Consider the following 17,221-nt stretch of genomic DNA (forward strand, 5'->3'; position numbering starts at 1 on the left):
ACCTGATCAATGACGACAACGATATGAAGAGGGCCCCGATCGGGGCCCTCTTCATATCGTCAGGCCCGCATCACAGTGGCCTACTTTTACTCCGCCCCGATGGCCTGGAATCTGACCGCCGTTGACAAATAAAGGCATTTGTAACGGTTGGGATTTATTGCATCCTCACGGTCTATATGCGGGGACAGGTGGTGGTTTGGAGTAAATCTCAAGGTCGTATCATTCGCGAAATTGTGGTCGATCAGGCCAGATGGAAATCGGATGCCTTGGGAAGTTGTTGACGCGCTGTCATCTTTCGCAAGGCTTGCCCATCAGCAAGGCCGCTTGCGCCCCGATGAAACTGCACCAGAGGTTCTTTGGAACAGCCAAGTTACTTATTACTATGGCCAAGTTCGCCAGAACGGGCATTATATCTATGTCAGCAATTCTGGATGGAAAGCTAGGCTCAGGACCTATTAAATGGCTTGCAGGGATTGCGATTGGTTGATTCAATGGCGGGGCAAGGAGGCGTTGTCATGGGTGATTTGATGTGGCTCTCGGAGGCGCAGATGCGGCGGATCGAGCCGTATTTCCCGTTGTCGCACGGGGTGCCACGGGTCGATGATCGTCGGATCATCAGCGGCATCATCTTCGTGATCAGGAACGGCTTGCGGTGGCGCGATGCACCTGCTGACTATGGCCCGCCCAAGACGATCTACAACCGCTTCATCCGCTGGAGCAGGCTTGGTGTGTTCAACAAGATTTTCGCGGCCCTGGCAGCGAAGGGCGGCAAGCCTGACCAACTGATGATGGATGCTACCCATTTGAAGGCGCACCGGACGGCAGCAAGCCTTTTAAAAAAGGGCCTGTTCCCCGACGTATCGGACGCACCAAGGGCGGCTTGAACTCGAAACTCCATGCCGTTTGCGACGGCAAAGGCAGACCGCTGGTCATGCTCCTGAGCGAAGGGCAGATGAGCGACTACAAGGGGGCCGCTCTCATGCTGGATGGGTTGCCCAGGGCCAAAGCCTTGCTCGGCGATCGCGGCTATGACGCTGACTGGTTCCGCAAAACGCTTGCAGACCGCAACATCACCGCCTGCATCCCGTCAAAGAAGAACCGCAATATCCAGATCCCGCACGATGCCGGACTCTACCGACAGCGCCACGCGATCGAGAATATGTTCGGCAGACTCAAGGATTGGCGGCGCATACACACCCGCTACGACCGATGCCCCCACACCTTCATGTCCGCCATCTGCATCGCCGCAACCGTCATATTCTGGCTCAATCAATGAGTCCTGAGCCTAGGAAGCACTGTCTCCAACGATGCCATGCAATCCCGCGCGATCCTAATGGACAGTTGGCACTTGTGATGGTATCAAACGCTGGTCGGAGCAAGAACCGACGTTAAATCAATACCTTGCCACGATTGCCGGGTGCCCGTAGGGGTCACCAATTTTTTTGCAAAATCTGACTGCCCGGAGGCCGCCGGAAACCGGCTTGACCGGAATGCGGACCGGCGCGATTATCGACCTGTTCCGGTTCAAGATCGGGATGCTGCCGGTGCTGGGCGCCTGCGCCGCGATCGGGGCGATCTATGTGCTGCTCACCTGATCGCGACACAGGTGGTTTTTGCGGGGATCGCGCGCCAGACATCGCCGTAGATAACTGTCTTCATAGGATAAAAAATGGCCGCGCCCGCCTTTCAGGGCGCGGCCCAGGGGGAGCTGTTTAGAAGCGCGCCGACAGGGTCGCGCCGAACGTGCGTGGTCGGCCGGCAAAGCGCACCGTCGTATCGGTGATGCGCGTGGCGTTGGACCAGTAATAAGTGTTGCCCAGGTTCCGCACGAAGGCGCTGATCTTGTACCGCTTGTCGGCGAAGGACAGGCCGGCGCGCAGATCGATCAGCGTATAATCCTCGATCGTCAGGCCACCCTGCGCCGAAAGCGCGGCGGAAGGCGTAGCGCGGGCATCGCCCAGCACCGCCTTGGTATCGCTCTGGAAATTCAGGTTCGCGCCGACAAACGCTGCCACATCGTCACTGAGCGCCCAGTCATATTGCGCGTCGGTCACGATCTGGAATTTGGGCGTGTAGGGGAAAGCCGACCCGCCGAAATCCAACTGATTGCCGTAGCTGTCATAGTTGACGAAGCTGCCCTTGATCTTCGTCTTCAGATAGGTCGCGCCGATGCTAACGCGCAGGCCGTCGGTCGGCGCCAGGTCGAGTTGGATTTCGCCGCCCTGCACGCTGGACTTAGGCACATTGACCAAGGCTTCGAGCGGCCCGAACACGTCGGGATTGGCGATGACGCGGCCCTTCAACTGCTTGTCGCTATAGTCGTAATAGAAAAGCGCGCCGTTGATCTGGGCGGTGTTTTCCAACAACGTCAATTTGGCGCCCAGTTCATAGGCGGTCACCGATTCCTGCGTTACCGGGTTGAATTGATTGGCATCGCTGGCCGACAGCAGCGGGAAGCTGCCCGACTTATATCCCTTGCTGACGGAGGCGTAGAGCAGCACGTCCTTGCTGGGCTTATAGTCCACGCCCGCGCGCCAGGAGACATTATCCTCGTCCAGCGACTTGCGCACTTCGCCCACGGTCAGGGTGGTGCCGTCAATCGTGACGCAGCCGTCGGTCGGAATGTCGATCGACGGAAGGCCCACGCTGCCCCGGATGAAGTTCACCAGATTTTCGATGCCGAAACCCAGCGCATTGCCGCGATCGGCGGTGCAGCCGGCGAAATCGATATTGGTCTTGGTATAGCGCACCCCGCCATGCAGGGTGATGCTGTCGCCGATATCATAGTCCAGATTGGCGAAGACCGCCTTGTTCACGAATTTCTGCCGGGCATATTGGCTGTAGACGAAGAAAGGGATGCCCAGCCCCGCATCGACGAAATTATAGGCCGATGTCGACTGGTCGTAGGGACCGGCGTCATCCTGCTGATAGGTTTTTTCCCGCGCATAATTGGCGCCCAGAATATAGGTCAGGCCGCCAGTGCGCCCCTGCAACCGCAATTCCTGCGACAGCGCCGTGATCTTTCCGGTGGTGTTGTAGAAATAGTCGCGCAGCGCCACGCCGTCCGGATCGATATCCTGGTCGTTATGATATTGGGAATAGCTGCTGATCGACGTCAGGGTGATGTCGTCGGTCAGGTCGATGTCGCCGCGGAATGCCGCCTGATAGAACCAGTCGTCGCGCCCCGGCTTCTGCTCCGGTGTCCAGTCGGCGTCGCGATTGTTGCGCGGCGCGATCGGGTAGGTGGCGAGCGGTCCCAGTCGCGCCGGATTGCCCAGCGGCACCACGCCGATCAGTTGCGCCGCCTGCCCGTCGCTTTTGTCGATAAAGCCATTGAGGTTGAGCGAGAAGCGCGCGCCGTCCGACGGTTCGAAATCGATCAGGATGCGGCCGGTCGTGAAATTGCGGTCGCCCAATTTCTCGTCGCGGGTATAGCTGCGCTGCCATGCCCCTCCCTGCTCGGTCCGCACCGCGACCCGCGCGCTCAGCGTATCGCTGATCGGCCCGCTGATGAAGCCGCCGCCCGATACCTGCCCGAAACTGTCTAGCCCCGCATCGATCCCGGCCTTGAAGGTCGAAGTCGGCTTGGCCGCGATATAGTTGATCGCGCCGCCGGTCGCGTTCGACCCGAACAGCGTCCCCTGCGGCCCCTTCAACACCTCGACCCGCTCCAGATCGAGCGTCGCGCCGCGCGTCATGATCGAAAAGGGGATCGGCACCTGGTCCTGATAAATGCTGACCGTGGGCTTGGCTGCCAGGCTGGTATCGTAAAAGCCGATGCCGCGCAGCGTGTAGACCGGCGTCGCAAAGGCGCTTTCGGTATAGTTGAAACCCGGCACGATCTTCACCAGATCGGCAACATTGGTAATGCCTTGGTTGGCCAGTTTCTCGCCCGACGCGGCGGTGATCGACAGCGGCACGTCGTTGATCGCCTGCTCGCGCTTTTGCGCGGTGACGATGATGTCGCCCAAACCGGCGGGTTGCTGGGCCTGCGGCGCTGCCTCCGTCTGTGCAAAGGCGGGCGACTGTATCGCCACTGCCGATACGCTCGCGACCAGCAAGATCATGTTCTTATGCATTTCTGACTCCTCCCATTATCGCCCGGACATTCCATCCTTGGGCATGTGTGCCGGACCCGCTTGTGCGGTGTCCCGGTCTTGAAAATTCAGGCTTTCTTGAAGCGGATCGGCAGCGCCTTGTACCCGCCGACGAAGTTCGTCTCGACCAGCCGCGGGTCGCCCGCCATCTCCACCGATGCCAGGTGCGGCAGCAGTTCCTCGAACAGGATGCGCATCTCCAGCTTCGCCAGATGCTGGCCCAGGCACATATGCGGGCCAAAGCCGAAGGCGATATGCGGGTTGGGCGACCGGGTGACGTCGAACCGGTCCGCGTCCGCGAACACCGCCTCGTCGCGATTACCCGACGGGTAACAGATCATCAGCCGTTCCATCGCGCGGATGTCCATGCCCCGGACCTGCGTGTCGGCGGTGGCGTTGCGCATGAAATGTTTGACCGGGCTGGTCCAACGGATCGCTTCGTCCACCAGGCCGGGGATCAGCGACGGGTCCGCCTTCACCTTCGCCCAATTTTCGGGATAGACCATCATGCCATGCAGGCCGCCGGCCGTGGACGACGATGTCGTGTCATGCCCAGCCGTCGCGATCGCGACATAATAGCCGTTCGCCTCGTCGCGCGGGATCGGCGCGCCGTTGATCCGCGAATTGGCGATCAGCGAGAGCAGGTCGTCGGTCGGCTGATCGCGCCGCTGCGCGCTTAACTTGTCGAAATAGGTATAGAAATCCTCGATCGAGGCTGCCCATTGCTTTGCCGCAACCACCGGGTCGGCCGCCATTTCGGGCCGCTGCTCCTCGGGATCATGGACGCCGAAAAACTCCTGCGTCAGCTTGAGCATCCGCGGTTCGTCTTCGGGCGGGACGCCGAACAGGGTCATGATGACGCGCAACGGATAATGCAGCGCGAAATCGCGAACGAAATCGCATTCTCCGTCGAAACTCAGCAGATTATCCACCGACTGGCGCGCCAGCACGCGGATCTGCTCCTCCAGCTTGCCGATCTTGCCCGGCAGGAACCAGTTGGACGTCAGCGTGCGGTAGGACGCATGTTCGGGCGGGTCCATATAGGTCAGCGATGACAGGATACGGATCGACCCGCCGTTAATCTCCCGCGTGAAGGCATCGGACGCCTGATCGACCAGGATCGGGTTGTGATCGGCATTGTGGAACAGCTTGCCGTTGCGTTCCACTTCCTTGATGTCCGCATGTTTGGTGACGATCCAGACCGGATCATAACCCGGCACCTGCGCGATCCCCAGCGGCATATGCGCCCGCAGCCATTGGAAGGCGCCATAGATGGTGGCGTCGTCGGTATAGCTTTTGGGCGCAATGACGATCCGGGCTATGTCGTCGGGAATGATCGGACGCACGTCGGCACCCAGCGAAGTCGCCATGAAACTACCCTCTCCTGCTACGCCGTCTTACGGATCTTTGCGTATTGCGTATGCTGATTACGTAACTACGAAGGTGGAGAGTCGTCAATCGCAAAAATCGGTCGGACCATTTAGCGCCTTAATGATGGAAAGCCGCGGTTTGCGGACCATAAGCACCGCAAATGCCGCCATTCCGTCCCCAAAACTGAATGATCGCACAAAGATTGAATGAAGCCGCTTTGCCAGACAGCGCGGTCATTGGCAGCCGCACCGTCGCCTGCCCTATGGGGCGTTTGACGCAAACGGGCCCGTCCCGGTCGGCGTCAGGGATACGCGGAGGATGGCTTGACCATATCATCTGGGCGATCCGTTTCCCGGCCGGCCCGGATCGCATCCACATGGCGGAAGAAGGCGCGCTGGCGCATCAGGCCGAAGAAATCGAGCATCAGCGGCAGCGCATGTTCGACCAGTGTCGCAGCCTCCGCCACATCGACATGGCCGCCGACCCGTTCCATGAAGGTCGTCGCTTCCCAACGGCCGACGAAATCGGCAGCGTCCGTATAAAATCCCAATATTTCGGGCGTATAGTCCAATCGTTCATCGAACCCGGCCTTGCGCATGTCGCCCCAGATGCGCACCAGTTGCGCGCCGGTGATGCTCAACGCCTCGCCCTGCTCCGTCCCGATAATGTCGAGGATGCCGATCTTCGCCAATGTTTGCGCATCCTGCGCGGCATGGGGATAGCGTTCCAGCAGCGACGCGACCGTCACCGGCGGGCCGTCCACCCCGACACGATGCGCGACCAGCTGCTCCAACTGGTCGAAGGCGCTGGCCTCGACCCGCCCTTCGGTCCCCTCGCCGCCGATGATCGCCTTGATCTGCGCCAGCGTCAGCCGGTTTTCGCGCTGGAGCCGCCGCACGGCCAGGATCGCCTGCACATGCTCCTCGCCATAATCGGCGACGGTCTTGCGCGGGCGCGCCGGTTCCGGGATCAATCCCTCGCGCAGATAGACGCGGATCGTCTCACGATGGACTCCGGTCCGCTCCTCCAGTTCGCGCATCTTCATGACGACGCTACAGCATGGCGGATCGACCGGAGCAAGCCGCTAAGTGCGCGGCCTACGCCCGATAGCCGACCGCCGTTCAGGCCGAACGGCGGTCGGCAAAAGCGTCAGGCCGCGACCTTCGCGCCCTCTTCGGCTTCCTGCATCGTGCTGAGCAGGCGGCGCGCCTGGTTGACCGCGCCGTCGCTGGCGATGCCGACAAAGGCCCGCTCCGGCTCGTCGTCGATCCGCGCCTGCTGCGCCTGCAATGTCACTTCATCTTCGGTGATCGTGTCGAAAAACTGATCGAACAGCACGTCCGGTACGCCGCTTTCCTTGGGCGCGGTGGTGCAGATGGTCCACAGATAATGGCTGGTCGTCGCCGTCTCCGGCGTGATGAAATGATTGTTGGCCAGCATGAAACCATTGTCGCGCTTGCCCTCATAGGCGCCCGTGCCGACCTCGCACCCGCCGGCATTGACGCGGCAGGTCATGCCGATGCTCGGCTCGAACCGTACTTCCTGCCAGCGATCGACCCGGCCCTTGAACCCGCCTGCGTCGACATAGGATTTGGGCGGCACCGAATTGGGCATCTTGCGCAGCAACGTCACCTTGCGGCCGTCAAATTCGACCTTGGTGTCGGCATTATAGTGCTGCTCCGGGTTTCCGCCGATCGTGCGCGCATGGATATAGGGCACATGGGTCAGGTCCATGATATTGTCGATGATCAGCTGCCAGTTGGCCTTCACCGGGAAATTATAGGGGCGCCAGGTCCAGGCCGGATCATTATGTTCCGGGCTGTCGACGATGATCGACGGGTCGGCCAGCGCCGGTTCGCCCATCCAGATCCAGATCAGATGGTCCTTCTCCACCACGGGATAATGGCGGACATTGGCAGATGCGGGAATGCGCGCCTGGTTGGGGATGCGGGTGCAGGCACCCTTCCCGTTGAACTCGACGCCATGATAGCAGCAGCGCAGGACATCGCCATCGACATGGCCGGCGGACAGCGGCATGGCGCGATGGCTGCACCGGTCTTCCAGCGCGGCGATCTCGCCGCCTTCGGTACGGAACAGCACCACCGCCTTGTTCAGATATTTGCGCCCCAGCGTCTTGCCCGGTTCGATATCGGCGGCGAAGGCGGCCACATACCATGCGTTGTAAATGAACATGCTGCTCTCCATTGTCCGGCCGGGCGGTTCACTGCTCCGGCGCTACCCTATTGTTGGGCATGATTATGGATAGGCTGCACAGAACCGCCAATCGCAATCCCATAAAGCCATAAGAAAAGCGGGAAATGGATGCGAGGAAGCGGGATTGAGGGGGCGGCAGAGATGGGTGGGAAGCGGACGGGCTGATATTGGATCAGCATCACTCAAGTCAGAAGTTGCAGAGCGGGGTCGATCTGGCCATCATCGCAACATGCAATGCCGTTTTATGAACCTCGCTCCTTTGATACTGTTGGTGACGCAAGGGTGTGAACAGCAACCACAGCGGCTCTCGGATAATGCTATTCAAGAGTTTCGAGAAGGAATGCCGGGCATCACCGAGCGGTGCCTTAACAATATTAAATATGGTGGTATCGAAGCGATGCCGTCGAGCACAGATGAATGCTTCGAAATGACACCAGCCCGTCAGTGGGAAGGCCTATGGAGAAGAGAATTCGAGAATTCCCGCTTTTGTCCATCGCCCGCTGGTTCCTGCTCCTATCAAACTGCTGGCGACCGCATCTGGTTGTCGGGGAAGGCTCTAACCTCTTCGGCTGGCGACGAAGGCCTCTACGAAGTTGAGTTTGTGGGACGACAGACGGCTCGCAAGGGAAGCTACGGGCACTTGAGCGCCTTCGACTATGAGATAATCGTCGATAAGGTAATCAACTTACGTCCGGTTTCAGATGCCGCGACTTTAACCAAGTAAGGCAGAAACTGGTCGCAACCCGTCCTTTACCTCACCGCAAATACAGCCCCCCATTCATGTCCAGCGTCGCCCCCACAAAGAACCCGCCCCGGTCCGACGCCAGCAGCGCCGTCGCCGCCGCGATCTCGCCCACGGCCATGAAGCGGCCGACCGGCACTTCGCCTTCGACCCGCGCAATCTGTTCGGCCGACAGCCGCGCCTTGGCGGTGTCGATCGGGCCGGGGGCAATGGCGTTCACGGTCACGCCGGTCCCGGCCAGATAGCGCGCGAAATATTTGGTCAGCATGATCGCCCCGGCCTTCGACGCGGCATAATGGGGGGAGGCCACCGTCCCGCCATTCTGCCCGGCGAGCGAGGTGATGTTGACGATCCGGCCATAGCCATTCTCGCGCATATGTTCGGAAAATATCTGGCAGCTCAGGAACACGCTGCGCATGTTGATCTGGACGATCGCGTCAAATTCTTCGGGTGAAATATCCTGCGTCGGCGTGCGCTTGGCGAAGCCCGCATTGTTCACCACGATATCGACCTTGCCCCACAGGCCCGCAATCTGGTCCCGCGCGGCCAGGAAATGATCCTTTTCCCGCACGTCCAGCACCAGCGCGATCGCCGTCTCGCCCGTCGGATCGAGCGACGCCGCCACCGCCTGCGCCACATCTCTATCGACGTCGCTCACCGCCACGCGCCCGCCACCGGCATGGATTTCGCGCGCCACCGCTTCCCCCACGCCGCGCCCGCCGCCCGTCACCAGCGCGGTACGCCCTGCAAAGGAAAAACTGCCATTGGCGGGAAGGGTGAATTGTTCGGTCATATGTCCGTCCTGAAACTGGCAAAAGAAAAGGCGGGGAAGGCATCACCCTCCCCGCCCCTGGGCATTAGTGGCGGAACGACAGTGTCAGGCCGTAGGTCCGCGGCGTGTTGGTGAAGATCTTCCAATAGGTGGTGCCGTTTCCGGGCACCGCCAGGAAGGCGGTGATGTCGTCCGCATTCACGATCTGGTAGTTGTTGGTCAGGTTCTTGCCCCACAGGCCGACCTGGAAACGGCCATCGGCGGTTTCATAGTTCAGCCGCGCGTTGAGCGTCCGCCCGCGGGTATCCTCGTGCAGATTGTCGTACAGGCGCAGCGTGTTGGCGTCGTCGGTCGAAATACGGGTCGAGAAGTTGAAGTCCGCCTGCGGCGTCAGCGTCGCGCCATTGGCCAGACGGCCGGTATAGGCCGCGCCCACGGTGAAGCTGTCGCGTGGCGCGAACTTGGCCGGATTGCCCGAATAATCCAGGTTCACCAGCGGATCGCGCAGGTCGGTATATTTGCCCACCAGATGCGTGTAATTGGCGGTCAGGCGCAGATCCTCGACCGGGCGGACGACGGATTCGACCTCCAGCCCCTTCATCTTCAGCGTACCATTATAGGTATGCGCAATACCGCCCGCGCCGGAGAAATTCTGGAGGTTCTTGGTCGTCTGCCGGAACAGCGCGATGTTCAGGTCCAGTTTGTTGTCGAACAGGCGCGACTTGGCGCCGATTTCGTAATTCTCCGCCTTTTCCGGCTCCAGCGGGATGGTTGGATCACGATAGGCATTGTCGACGAAACCGCCCGACTTGAAGCCCTTGGCATAGGTCGCATACATGTTGACCTTGTCCATCGGCTCGAACTTGATCGTGAAGCGCGGCGTGAAGGCATCCCAGGTCTTGCCGCCCGACGCGAACACTTCGCCGGGGAAGCCGAAGCCGGGGATCGCGCCCGCGTCCGTGGTCGAGAAGGCGTGATAGTCGATCTTCTTGCGGTCCGACGTGTAACGGCCGCCGGCCACGACGGCCAGCTTGTCGGTGATCTCGAACGTCGCCTCGCCGAACACGGCCAGGCTGCGGACATTGCCTTCCTGAACGCGGGTGATGTTGGTCACGTCCGGGTTGCGCCGCACGGTCGCGTTGACGGCCGAACCTGGCAGCGGGCTGTAGAAGAAGATATTGGTGGTCGAAACGTCAGCCGACAGGAAATAGGCGCCGACCACATAGGAGAAGCGACCGGGCGCGGAGGCGAAGCGCACTTCCTGCGTGAAGCTGCGGTTCTTCACCACCTGGCGGCGGTCGAACACCGGCACCTGGGTCGCGACCGGCACGTCGTCGTTGATCGCGCGGCTGTCATTCATGCGATAGCCGGTGATCGACGTCAGCGTGCCGCCCAGCAGATCCAGGTCGCCGCGCAGATACCCGCCGCGCAGACGCTGGCGATAGGGCGAGGCCACAAAGTCGTTATTGGTCCATTTGTCGTCGTCATAATCGCCGAAGGTAGCGGGGATCACCTGATTGCCGCCGATGCCCAGCTGGATCGCGCCGCCGTTGCCCTTGGTATAGCTGTAATCGCCCGACAGGACGATCTTGAGCGTATCGGTCGGCTGGAACAGCAATTTGCCGCGCGCGGAATAGCTGTCCGACTTGCCATAGCTGCCCGACTGGTTGGGCGTGTCGATCAGGCCATCATTATGTTCGGTGCTGAAGGCGAAGCGGCCGGCGATCTTGTCATCGACCAGCGTGCCGTTGACCATGCCCTCGGTCCGCACATAGCCGCCATTGCCGCCGGTGATCTGCGCGTAATAATCATCCTTGAAGTCGGGATTGTTGGTGATGACGGCGATCGCGCCGCCCACCACGTTGCGCCCGAACAGCGTGCCCTGCGGCCCGCGCAGCACTTCGACGCGGTTGGTGTCGTAGAAGTTGGCGTTTAGGTCGTTGTTGAACACATAATAGACGTCGTCCATGAAATAGGCGACTGGCGTGTCCAGCGTGGCGGTGCGAAAGGTCGACACATTGCCGCGGATCGCGACGATCGAGAGCGACTTGTCGGCGGTGTTGACGGTGATGCCGGGCATCTGCTGCGTCAGCGCGGCGGGGCTATAGACCTGCGCCTCACGCAACAGTTCGCCACCAAAAGCCGCGATCGAAAAAGGCACTTCGCGCACGGTCGATTCGCGCCGCTCGGCGGTGACGACGATGTCTTCGGGGAATAGTGGCGCCTCTTGCGGCGCGGCCTGCGGTGCCGCCTGATCGGCCTGCGCAAAGGCCGGCGCGGCCACGATCATCGCGGCGATCACGCTGAGTGCTGAGGATGTTTTAAAACTGAAAGGCATTGCCCGGACTCTCCCTTAACGACACGGCTTGATGCCGCCTGGGGAGCGTGAAGCAGCAAAAAGGAAATGGGCGCAATAGTATCGTCCCGATTATTGAATGGTCCGACCACATTCCGATTGGGGCATGGCCCGGACAGGCTCTAGCAGAAGGTCAGGGAATGGCGCTGGCTTTGATTCAAGCCGCGCCGATAACGACAAGCAAGGAAGAGGCTGAAAAACTCATGCAGTCCACGGATAGCGCCGACATGACCAGGGTAGGGCCGGGCACGGTCATGGGCACGATGATGCGCCAATATTGGATGCCCGCCGTCCTGTCGTCCGAAGTGAAGGCCGATGGCGATCCGGTCCGCCTGATGATCCTGTGCGAAAAGCTGATCGCCTTCCGCGACAGCTCCGGCCGGGTCGGCATCATGGACCATCGTTGCCCGCATCGTTGCGCGTCGCTGTTCATCGGCCGCAATGAGGAAAACGGCATCCGCTGCGTCTATCACGGCTGGAAATTCGACGTGGACGGCAAGTGCGTCGATATGCCGTCCGTCCCCGCCCGCATGGACTTCAAGGAAAAGGTCCATGCCAAGGCCTATAAGACTTATGAGGCCAATGGCCTGATCTGGGTTTACATGGGCGAAAACCAGGCCAGCCCGCCGCCGATCCCCGAGATCGAGGCGACGATGCACCCGGACGCGGAAATCTGGTGTCTGCAACGCGACTGCAACTGGCTCCAGGCGCTGGAAGGCGACATCGACACCAGCCATGTCGGCTTCCTCCATGTCGGATCGATCGAAGCGGACGATCTGGATGAGGATCATCCCATGCGTCCGACTGTCCTCAACCGCGCGCCCGACTATGAAGTCGCGCAGGCCGACTGGGGCGTCATGTATGGTGGCTATCGCCCGAACGACGATGGCCAGATGAGCTGGCGCGTCGCCCACTATATGTTCCCCTTCTGGACGCAGACGCCCAACAACCGGTTCGCGACCCGCGCCATCGCCCGCGCTTGGGTGCCGATGGATGACGAACATTCGATGCTGTTCGACATCACCTGCGGCGTTGATGCGGGCAACCCGGCCTATACCTCGACGCTCAAGGACGGCACGCCCTTGTTCGCGCCGCTGGAATATGCGCCGACCACCACCGACTGGTATGGCCGCTGGCGCTCGCCCGACAGCCAGGCCAACGATTGGGCGATCGACCGCGATTCCCAGCGCAACGGCACCCAGTTCACCGGCATCCCTAACATCACGATGCAGGATCAGGCCGTCACCGAAAGCATGGGGCCGATCACCGACCATAGCTTCGAAAATCTGGCCCCGACCGACCAGATGATCGCCCGCGTCCGCCGCCGCGTGTTGCTGGCCGCCCGCGCGCTCGCCAACAAGGGCACGTTGCCGCCGGGGATCGAAGACCCCAGCATCTTCTACCGCGCGCGCGCCGGGTCGTTCCTGCACGACCCCAGTGACACGCTCGCCAACGCCTATGAATCGGCGCTGGCCAAGGCGATCCGCTGGCCCGACAAGGTCGAAGCGGCTGAGTGAGACACAAGCAAGGGCCGGGGCGATCCATGCCCCGGTGCCTCAGACAAGGATGATAGAGGTGACGAAACGCATTGCGGTTTGTCCGGTTCGCCGATCCATGGCGCCCCGGCCCTGCCAAGAGACGCATCGCACCGGACGGAGAGGGTGATGCGCGCACGATTGAAGAATATCCGCTGGGAAGCCGAAGGCATCAACAGCTACATCCTCGAACCCGTCGATGGCGGCTTGATGCCAGCCTTTGACCCCGGTGCGCATGTCGATGTGCAGTTGTCGCCTGGCCTCGCGCGCAGCTATTCGCTGGTCAATGATCCCGCGATCCGCGGCTATTATGAAATCGCCGTCCATCACGCGATCGATGGTCGCGGCGGGTCGCGCCACATCCATGAAAAATGGCAGGTCGGCCAGATCCTCGACATCTCCGACCCCAAGAATAATTTCCCGATGGTGGAGGATGCCAGCCACACCGTCATGATCGGCGGCGGGATCGGCATCACGCCGATGTTGCCGATGATCGCGCGCCTCGAAAAGCTCGGTAAAAGCTGGGAACTCCATTATGTCGCCGCCTCGCCTGAGCGCGCCGCCTATGTCGATCGCCTGTCCGATTATGACCGGGTGGAAATCGCCTATGACGGCATCCCCGGCGGCCGCCGCCTGGACCTCAAAGCCATCTGCGCCGCCGCGCCCGCCGACGCGCATCTCTATTGCTGCGGTCCGGGCGGGATGCTCGACGCCTTCGTCGCGATCAACTGCGACCGGCCCAAGGGCCACGCCCATATAGAATATTTCTCCGCCGAAACCGAAATGGCGACCGAAGGCGGCTATACGCTGGAACTGGCCAAAAGCGGCAAGACCATCGCAGTCGAGGAAGGCGAGACGATGCTCGACGCGCTGCTGAGCGCCGGCGTCAATGTCGGCTTCGCCTGTTCCGAAGGGATTTGCGGCACCTGCGAGGTGAAGGTGCTGGACGGCATCCCCGACCATCGCGACCATTTCCTGTCCGATGACGACAAGGCCGCGAACAAATCGATCATGGTCTGCTGTTCGGGATCGAAAAGCGCCAACCTCGTGCTGGACCTGTAAAAGCGATATTCCGGTTTTCCTATTTCACGCCGGCAAATGAATGAAGCGGCCGCAAACGGCCCGAAGATGAGGAGAATGTCTTGGCGGTCGCCACGATAGAAGGCAGCAGCACCAGAGGAATGTTGGACGACATACCCATGTCGTCCTACCAGATCTGGTCGGTGCTGATGATCGCCGCGACCGTCATTCTCGACGGCCTGGACAACCAGATGCTCGGCCTGGCCGCGCCGTCCCTGCTCAAGGAATGGGGCATCGACCGAACGGCACTGGGGTCGGTGTTCGCGCTCGGCTTCGTCGGCATGGCCGTCGGCACGCTGACGTCGGGCTGGGTCGGCGATCGCTTCGGGCGCCGTGGCGCGCTCATCATCGGCGTCGCCATCTTCGGCGTCGCGACGCTCCTCACCGGCTTTTCCGGCGCGCTGTGGCAGGTCGCCGCCTTGAAAACGCTGGCGGGCGTCGGCCTGGGTGGCGTCCCCGGCACGGCGAGCGCCATGATCGCGGAGTTCACGCCGGTCCGCTGGCGCAGCGTCGCCGTCACCTTCGGCGTCGTGTGCGTCTCGATCGGCGGCATATTGGGCGGCGTCGCCGCTGCGCTGATCCTACCTGGCCTTGGCTGGCGCTGGCTATTCTACATCGGCGGCGTGGTGACGATGATCTTCGTCACCTGGCTCTGGTTCGTCCTGCCGGAATCGCCCCGATACCTGGCGGAGCGCCCCGATCGCGCCGCCGAACTCGACCGCATATTGCGCCGCATCGGCCATCCCGACCCTGCCTCCGCCGCCCATGTCCCGCTCGCCGCCGGGGAAGCGCCCCGCTACGAACCGATGCGCAACCTGTTCGGCACCGCCCTGCTGCGCGACACGCTGGCGCTGGCGGTCGCGATGTTCTCGGGCATGTTCATGATCTACCTCATGTTCAATTGGGCGCCAACGATGCTCAACAGCGCGGGCTTTGGCCTACAGACCGCCAGCTTGGGCCTCACCAGCTTCAACATGGGCGGCACGATCGGCGCGATGATCGCGTCGCTCGCCATCATCCGCTTCGGATCCCGCCCGGTGCTGATCCTGATGGCGATCGTCGGCGCGGCCGTGTGCGCCACCCTGGCCCTGCTGCCCATCAGCGGTGGCCGTAACGAAGCCGCCGTCCTCGCCTGCCTCGGCGCGCTCGGCCTGTTCGCCAGCGCCGCCCAGTCCGCCATGTTCGCAGTCGGTGCGCACGCCTTCCCCACCGGCCTGCGCGCGCGCGGCCTTGGCCTCATGGGTGCGGCCGGCCGGGTCGGCGCGATCGTCAGTGCGGTGGCGGGCGCGCTGCTCATCGACTGGGGCAATCTCGGCTTCTTCGGCGCGCTCGGCGCCCTGATGCTGGTCAACGCCCTGGGCTTCATCGCCGTGCGGGGCCATGTGCCCGCGCTCGGCCGTAAGGACGCGCTATAATGGACGCTTTCGACTATATCGTGATCGGCTCCGGCTCGGCCGGCAGCCTGATGGCCAATCGCCTGTCCGCCGACCCCGCCAATCGCGTCGCCCTGATCGAAGCGGGGCCGTCCGACCGAAAATGGCCGCTCAACCTGAAAACCGCGATGCCGGTCGGCAATATCTTCCTGCTGCCGCACGAAAAATATAACTGGAAACAGGCGCTGACCGGCAATGCGGCGGTCAACAACCGCACCATCAATTTCCCGCGCGGCAAACTGTTCGGCGGATGCAGCGCTATCAATGGCGGCGTCTATATTCGCGGGCAGAAGGCGGACTATGACGGCTGGGCGAAAGCGGGCAATGCTGGCTGGTCCTATGACGACGTCCTCCCCGCCTTCAAAGCGGTCGAAAACTACGCCGGTCCCGACAAAGGCTGGCACGGCAAAGGCGGCGAACTGGACGTGCAAAAGCCCAAAAGCTGGAACCCGGTCAGCACCGCCATCGTCGACGCGGCGGAACAGGCCGGGCATCGCCGCAATGACGATTTTGCAAGTGACCGACAGGACGGTTTCGGCCGCTACGACCTCAACCAGCGCAACGGCACCCGCCTGTCGAGCGCCCGCGCCTTCCTCCACCCCGCCCTTAAGCGCGCCAACCTTACCGTCCTTGATGAAACCATGGTCCGCCGCATCCTGTTCGATCGCGGCCATGCGGTCGGCCTGGAGATAGAGAAGGACGGCGCGCGCAGCACCATTGCCGCGCGGCGGGAGATCATCCTGTGCGCAGGCGCCACCAACTCCCCCCAATTGCTGATGCTCTCAGGGATTGGGCCGCAGGATCATCTGCGCGACATGGGCATCGATGTCGTCCACCACCTGCCCGGCGTCGGCCAGCATTTGCAGGATCACCCTACCGTCCATGTCGCGATGGAAAACCCGTCGGCCGAATCCTACGCCGTCTCGGCCAAGGTGTTGCCTCGCATCCTCGCCAGCCCGTTCAAATATCTGTTCAAACGCGAAGGGATGCTGGCGTCCAATGTGGCGGAGGCCGGCGGCTTCCTCTGCACCGACGGCACCGGCCGCCCGGACATCCAGATCACCTTCCTCGCCGGGCTGAAGCTCGACGCGCGCTCGGTCCCCCGCCGCCATGGCTATATGGGCCTGATCCAGTTGCTGCGCCCCAAAAGCGCCGGCTCGGTGCGCCTGGCCAGCAACCGGCCGGAGGACAAGCCGGTCATCGATCCCAATTTCTTCGCCGATCCCTATGACATGCACACGTTGATCGCCGGCTTCCGCGAATGCCGCCGCATCTTCGCCCAACCCGCGCTCGCCGCCATGACCGGTGCGGAGATCGAACCCGGCATCCAGCATCAAAGCGACGCGGAGATCGACGCCGCCCTGCGCAAGATCGTCAACACCGCCTATCACCCCACCGGCACCTGCAAGATGGGACCGGACAGCGACCCACAAGCGGTGGTGGACACCCGCCTGCGCGTGCGCGGCGTATCGGGCCTGCGCGTCGTCGACGCCTCGGTCATGCCGGACATCATCAGCGGCAACACATCCGCCCCCACCATGATGATTGCCGAGCGCGCCGCCCGCTTCATTCTGGAAGACGCCGTCACATCGAATATCGCCGCCTGATCGCGGCCCGGAGA

Annotated in this window: 12 protein-coding genes; 6 read left to right on the forward strand and 6 right to left on the reverse strand. The window is 62.0% G+C overall.

Annotated features, from left to right (window positions below):
- The first annotated feature begins 515 nt into the window (after positions 1 to 515).
- Positions 516 to 1,276, forward strand: a protein-coding gene (locus tag HHL08_RS06645; RefSeq protein ID WP_169571712.1) for an IS5 family transposase whose coding sequence is annotated in 2 segments (ribosomal slippage) — positions 516 to 849 and positions 849 to 1,276 — 762 coding nt in all. Because the reading frame shifts where the segments join, the coding sequence is not laid out codon by codon here.
- A 436-nt stretch (positions 1,277 to 1,712) separates the two neighbouring features.
- Here HHL08_RS06645 and HHL08_RS06650 read toward each other — a convergent pair.
- The 4 genes from HHL08_RS06650 to HHL08_RS06665 all read right to left on the reverse strand — a co-directional run bounded on the left by HHL08_RS06650 (position 1,713) and on the right by HHL08_RS06665 (position 7,661).
- Entirely contained in the window at positions 1,713 to 4,079 is a 2,367-nt protein-coding gene (locus HHL08_RS06650; protein ID WP_169571713.1) for a TonB-dependent receptor, read from the reverse strand.
- Positions 4,080 to 4,165: 86 nt separating this feature from the next.
- Positions 4,166 to 5,467 (reverse strand): cytochrome P450, encoded by a 1,302-nt coding sequence (locus HHL08_RS06655; protein ID WP_169571714.1) that lies wholly within the window; start codon positions 5,465 to 5,467, stop codon positions 4,166 to 4,168.
- 302 nt (positions 5,468 to 5,769) lie between these two features.
- Positions 5,770 to 6,513 (reverse strand): MerR family transcriptional regulator, encoded by a 744-nt coding sequence (locus tag HHL08_RS06660; protein ID WP_169571715.1) that lies wholly within the window; start codon positions 6,511 to 6,513, stop codon positions 5,770 to 5,772.
- 104 nt (positions 6,514 to 6,617) lie between these two features.
- Complete coding sequence (locus tag HHL08_RS06665; RefSeq protein WP_169571716.1) at positions 6,618 to 7,661, reverse strand: aromatic ring-hydroxylating dioxygenase subunit alpha; 1,044 nt, start codon at positions 7,659 to 7,661, stop codon at positions 6,618 to 6,620.
- Positions 7,662 to 7,926: 265 nt separating this feature from the next.
- Here HHL08_RS06665 and HHL08_RS06670 point away from each other — a divergent pair, with 265 nt between their 5' ends.
- Positions 7,927 to 8,406 (forward strand): hypothetical protein, encoded by a 480-nt coding sequence (locus HHL08_RS06670; RefSeq protein ID WP_169571718.1) that lies wholly within the window; start codon positions 7,927 to 7,929, stop codon positions 8,404 to 8,406.
- Positions 8,407 to 8,437: 31 nt separating this feature from the next.
- Here HHL08_RS06670 and HHL08_RS06675 read toward each other — a convergent pair whose 3' ends face one another.
- Together HHL08_RS06675 and HHL08_RS06680 are read right to left on the reverse strand one after the other, a co-directional pair.
- Positions 8,438 to 9,217 carry an SDR family NAD(P)-dependent oxidoreductase gene (locus tag HHL08_RS06675; protein WP_169571721.1) on the reverse strand — a complete coding sequence of 260 codons (780 nt, stop codon included), beginning with the start codon at positions 9,215 to 9,217 and terminating at the stop codon, positions 8,438 to 8,440.
- Between the two features lie 64 nt (positions 9,218 to 9,281).
- Complete coding sequence (locus tag HHL08_RS06680; RefSeq protein ID WP_328804587.1) at positions 9,282 to 11,498, reverse strand: TonB-dependent receptor; 2,217 nt, start codon at positions 11,496 to 11,498, stop codon at positions 9,282 to 9,284.
- Positions 11,499 to 11,755: 257 nt separating this feature from the next.
- Here HHL08_RS06680 and HHL08_RS06685 point away from each other — a divergent pair, with 257 nt between their 5' ends.
- The 4 genes from HHL08_RS06685 to HHL08_RS06700 all read left to right on the forward strand — a co-directional run bounded on the left by HHL08_RS06685 (position 11,756) and on the right by HHL08_RS06700 (position 17,207).
- On the forward strand, positions 11,756 to 13,069 hold the full coding sequence (locus tag HHL08_RS06685; protein ID WP_235954967.1) for a Rieske 2Fe-2S domain-containing protein: 1,314 nt from the start codon (positions 11,756 to 11,758) through the stop codon (positions 13,067 to 13,069).
- Positions 13,070 to 13,216: 147 nt separating this feature from the next.
- Positions 13,217 to 14,149, forward strand: coding sequence for a PDR/VanB family oxidoreductase (locus tag HHL08_RS06690; RefSeq protein WP_169571725.1), 933 nt, complete (start codon positions 13,217 to 13,219; stop codon positions 14,147 to 14,149).
- An 80-nt stretch (positions 14,150 to 14,229) separates the two neighbouring features.
- Positions 14,230 to 15,582 carry an MFS transporter gene (locus tag HHL08_RS06695; RefSeq protein WP_235954968.1) on the forward strand — a complete coding sequence of 451 codons (1,353 nt, stop codon included), beginning with the start codon at positions 14,230 to 14,232 and terminating at the stop codon, positions 15,580 to 15,582.
- Positions 15,582 to 17,207, forward strand: a complete 1,626-nt coding sequence (locus tag HHL08_RS06700) for a GMC family oxidoreductase (protein ID WP_169571727.1) — start codon at positions 15,582 to 15,584, stop codon at positions 17,205 to 17,207. Before HHL08_RS06695 ends, HHL08_RS06700 begins: the two co-directional genes overlap by 1 nt.
- The last annotated feature ends 14 nt before the right edge of the window (positions 17,208 to 17,221 follow it).

This window comes from Sphingobium psychrophilum, assembly GCF_012927105.1.
Lineage (GTDB): Bacteria > Pseudomonadota > Alphaproteobacteria > Sphingomonadales > Sphingomonadaceae > Sphingobium > Sphingobium psychrophilum.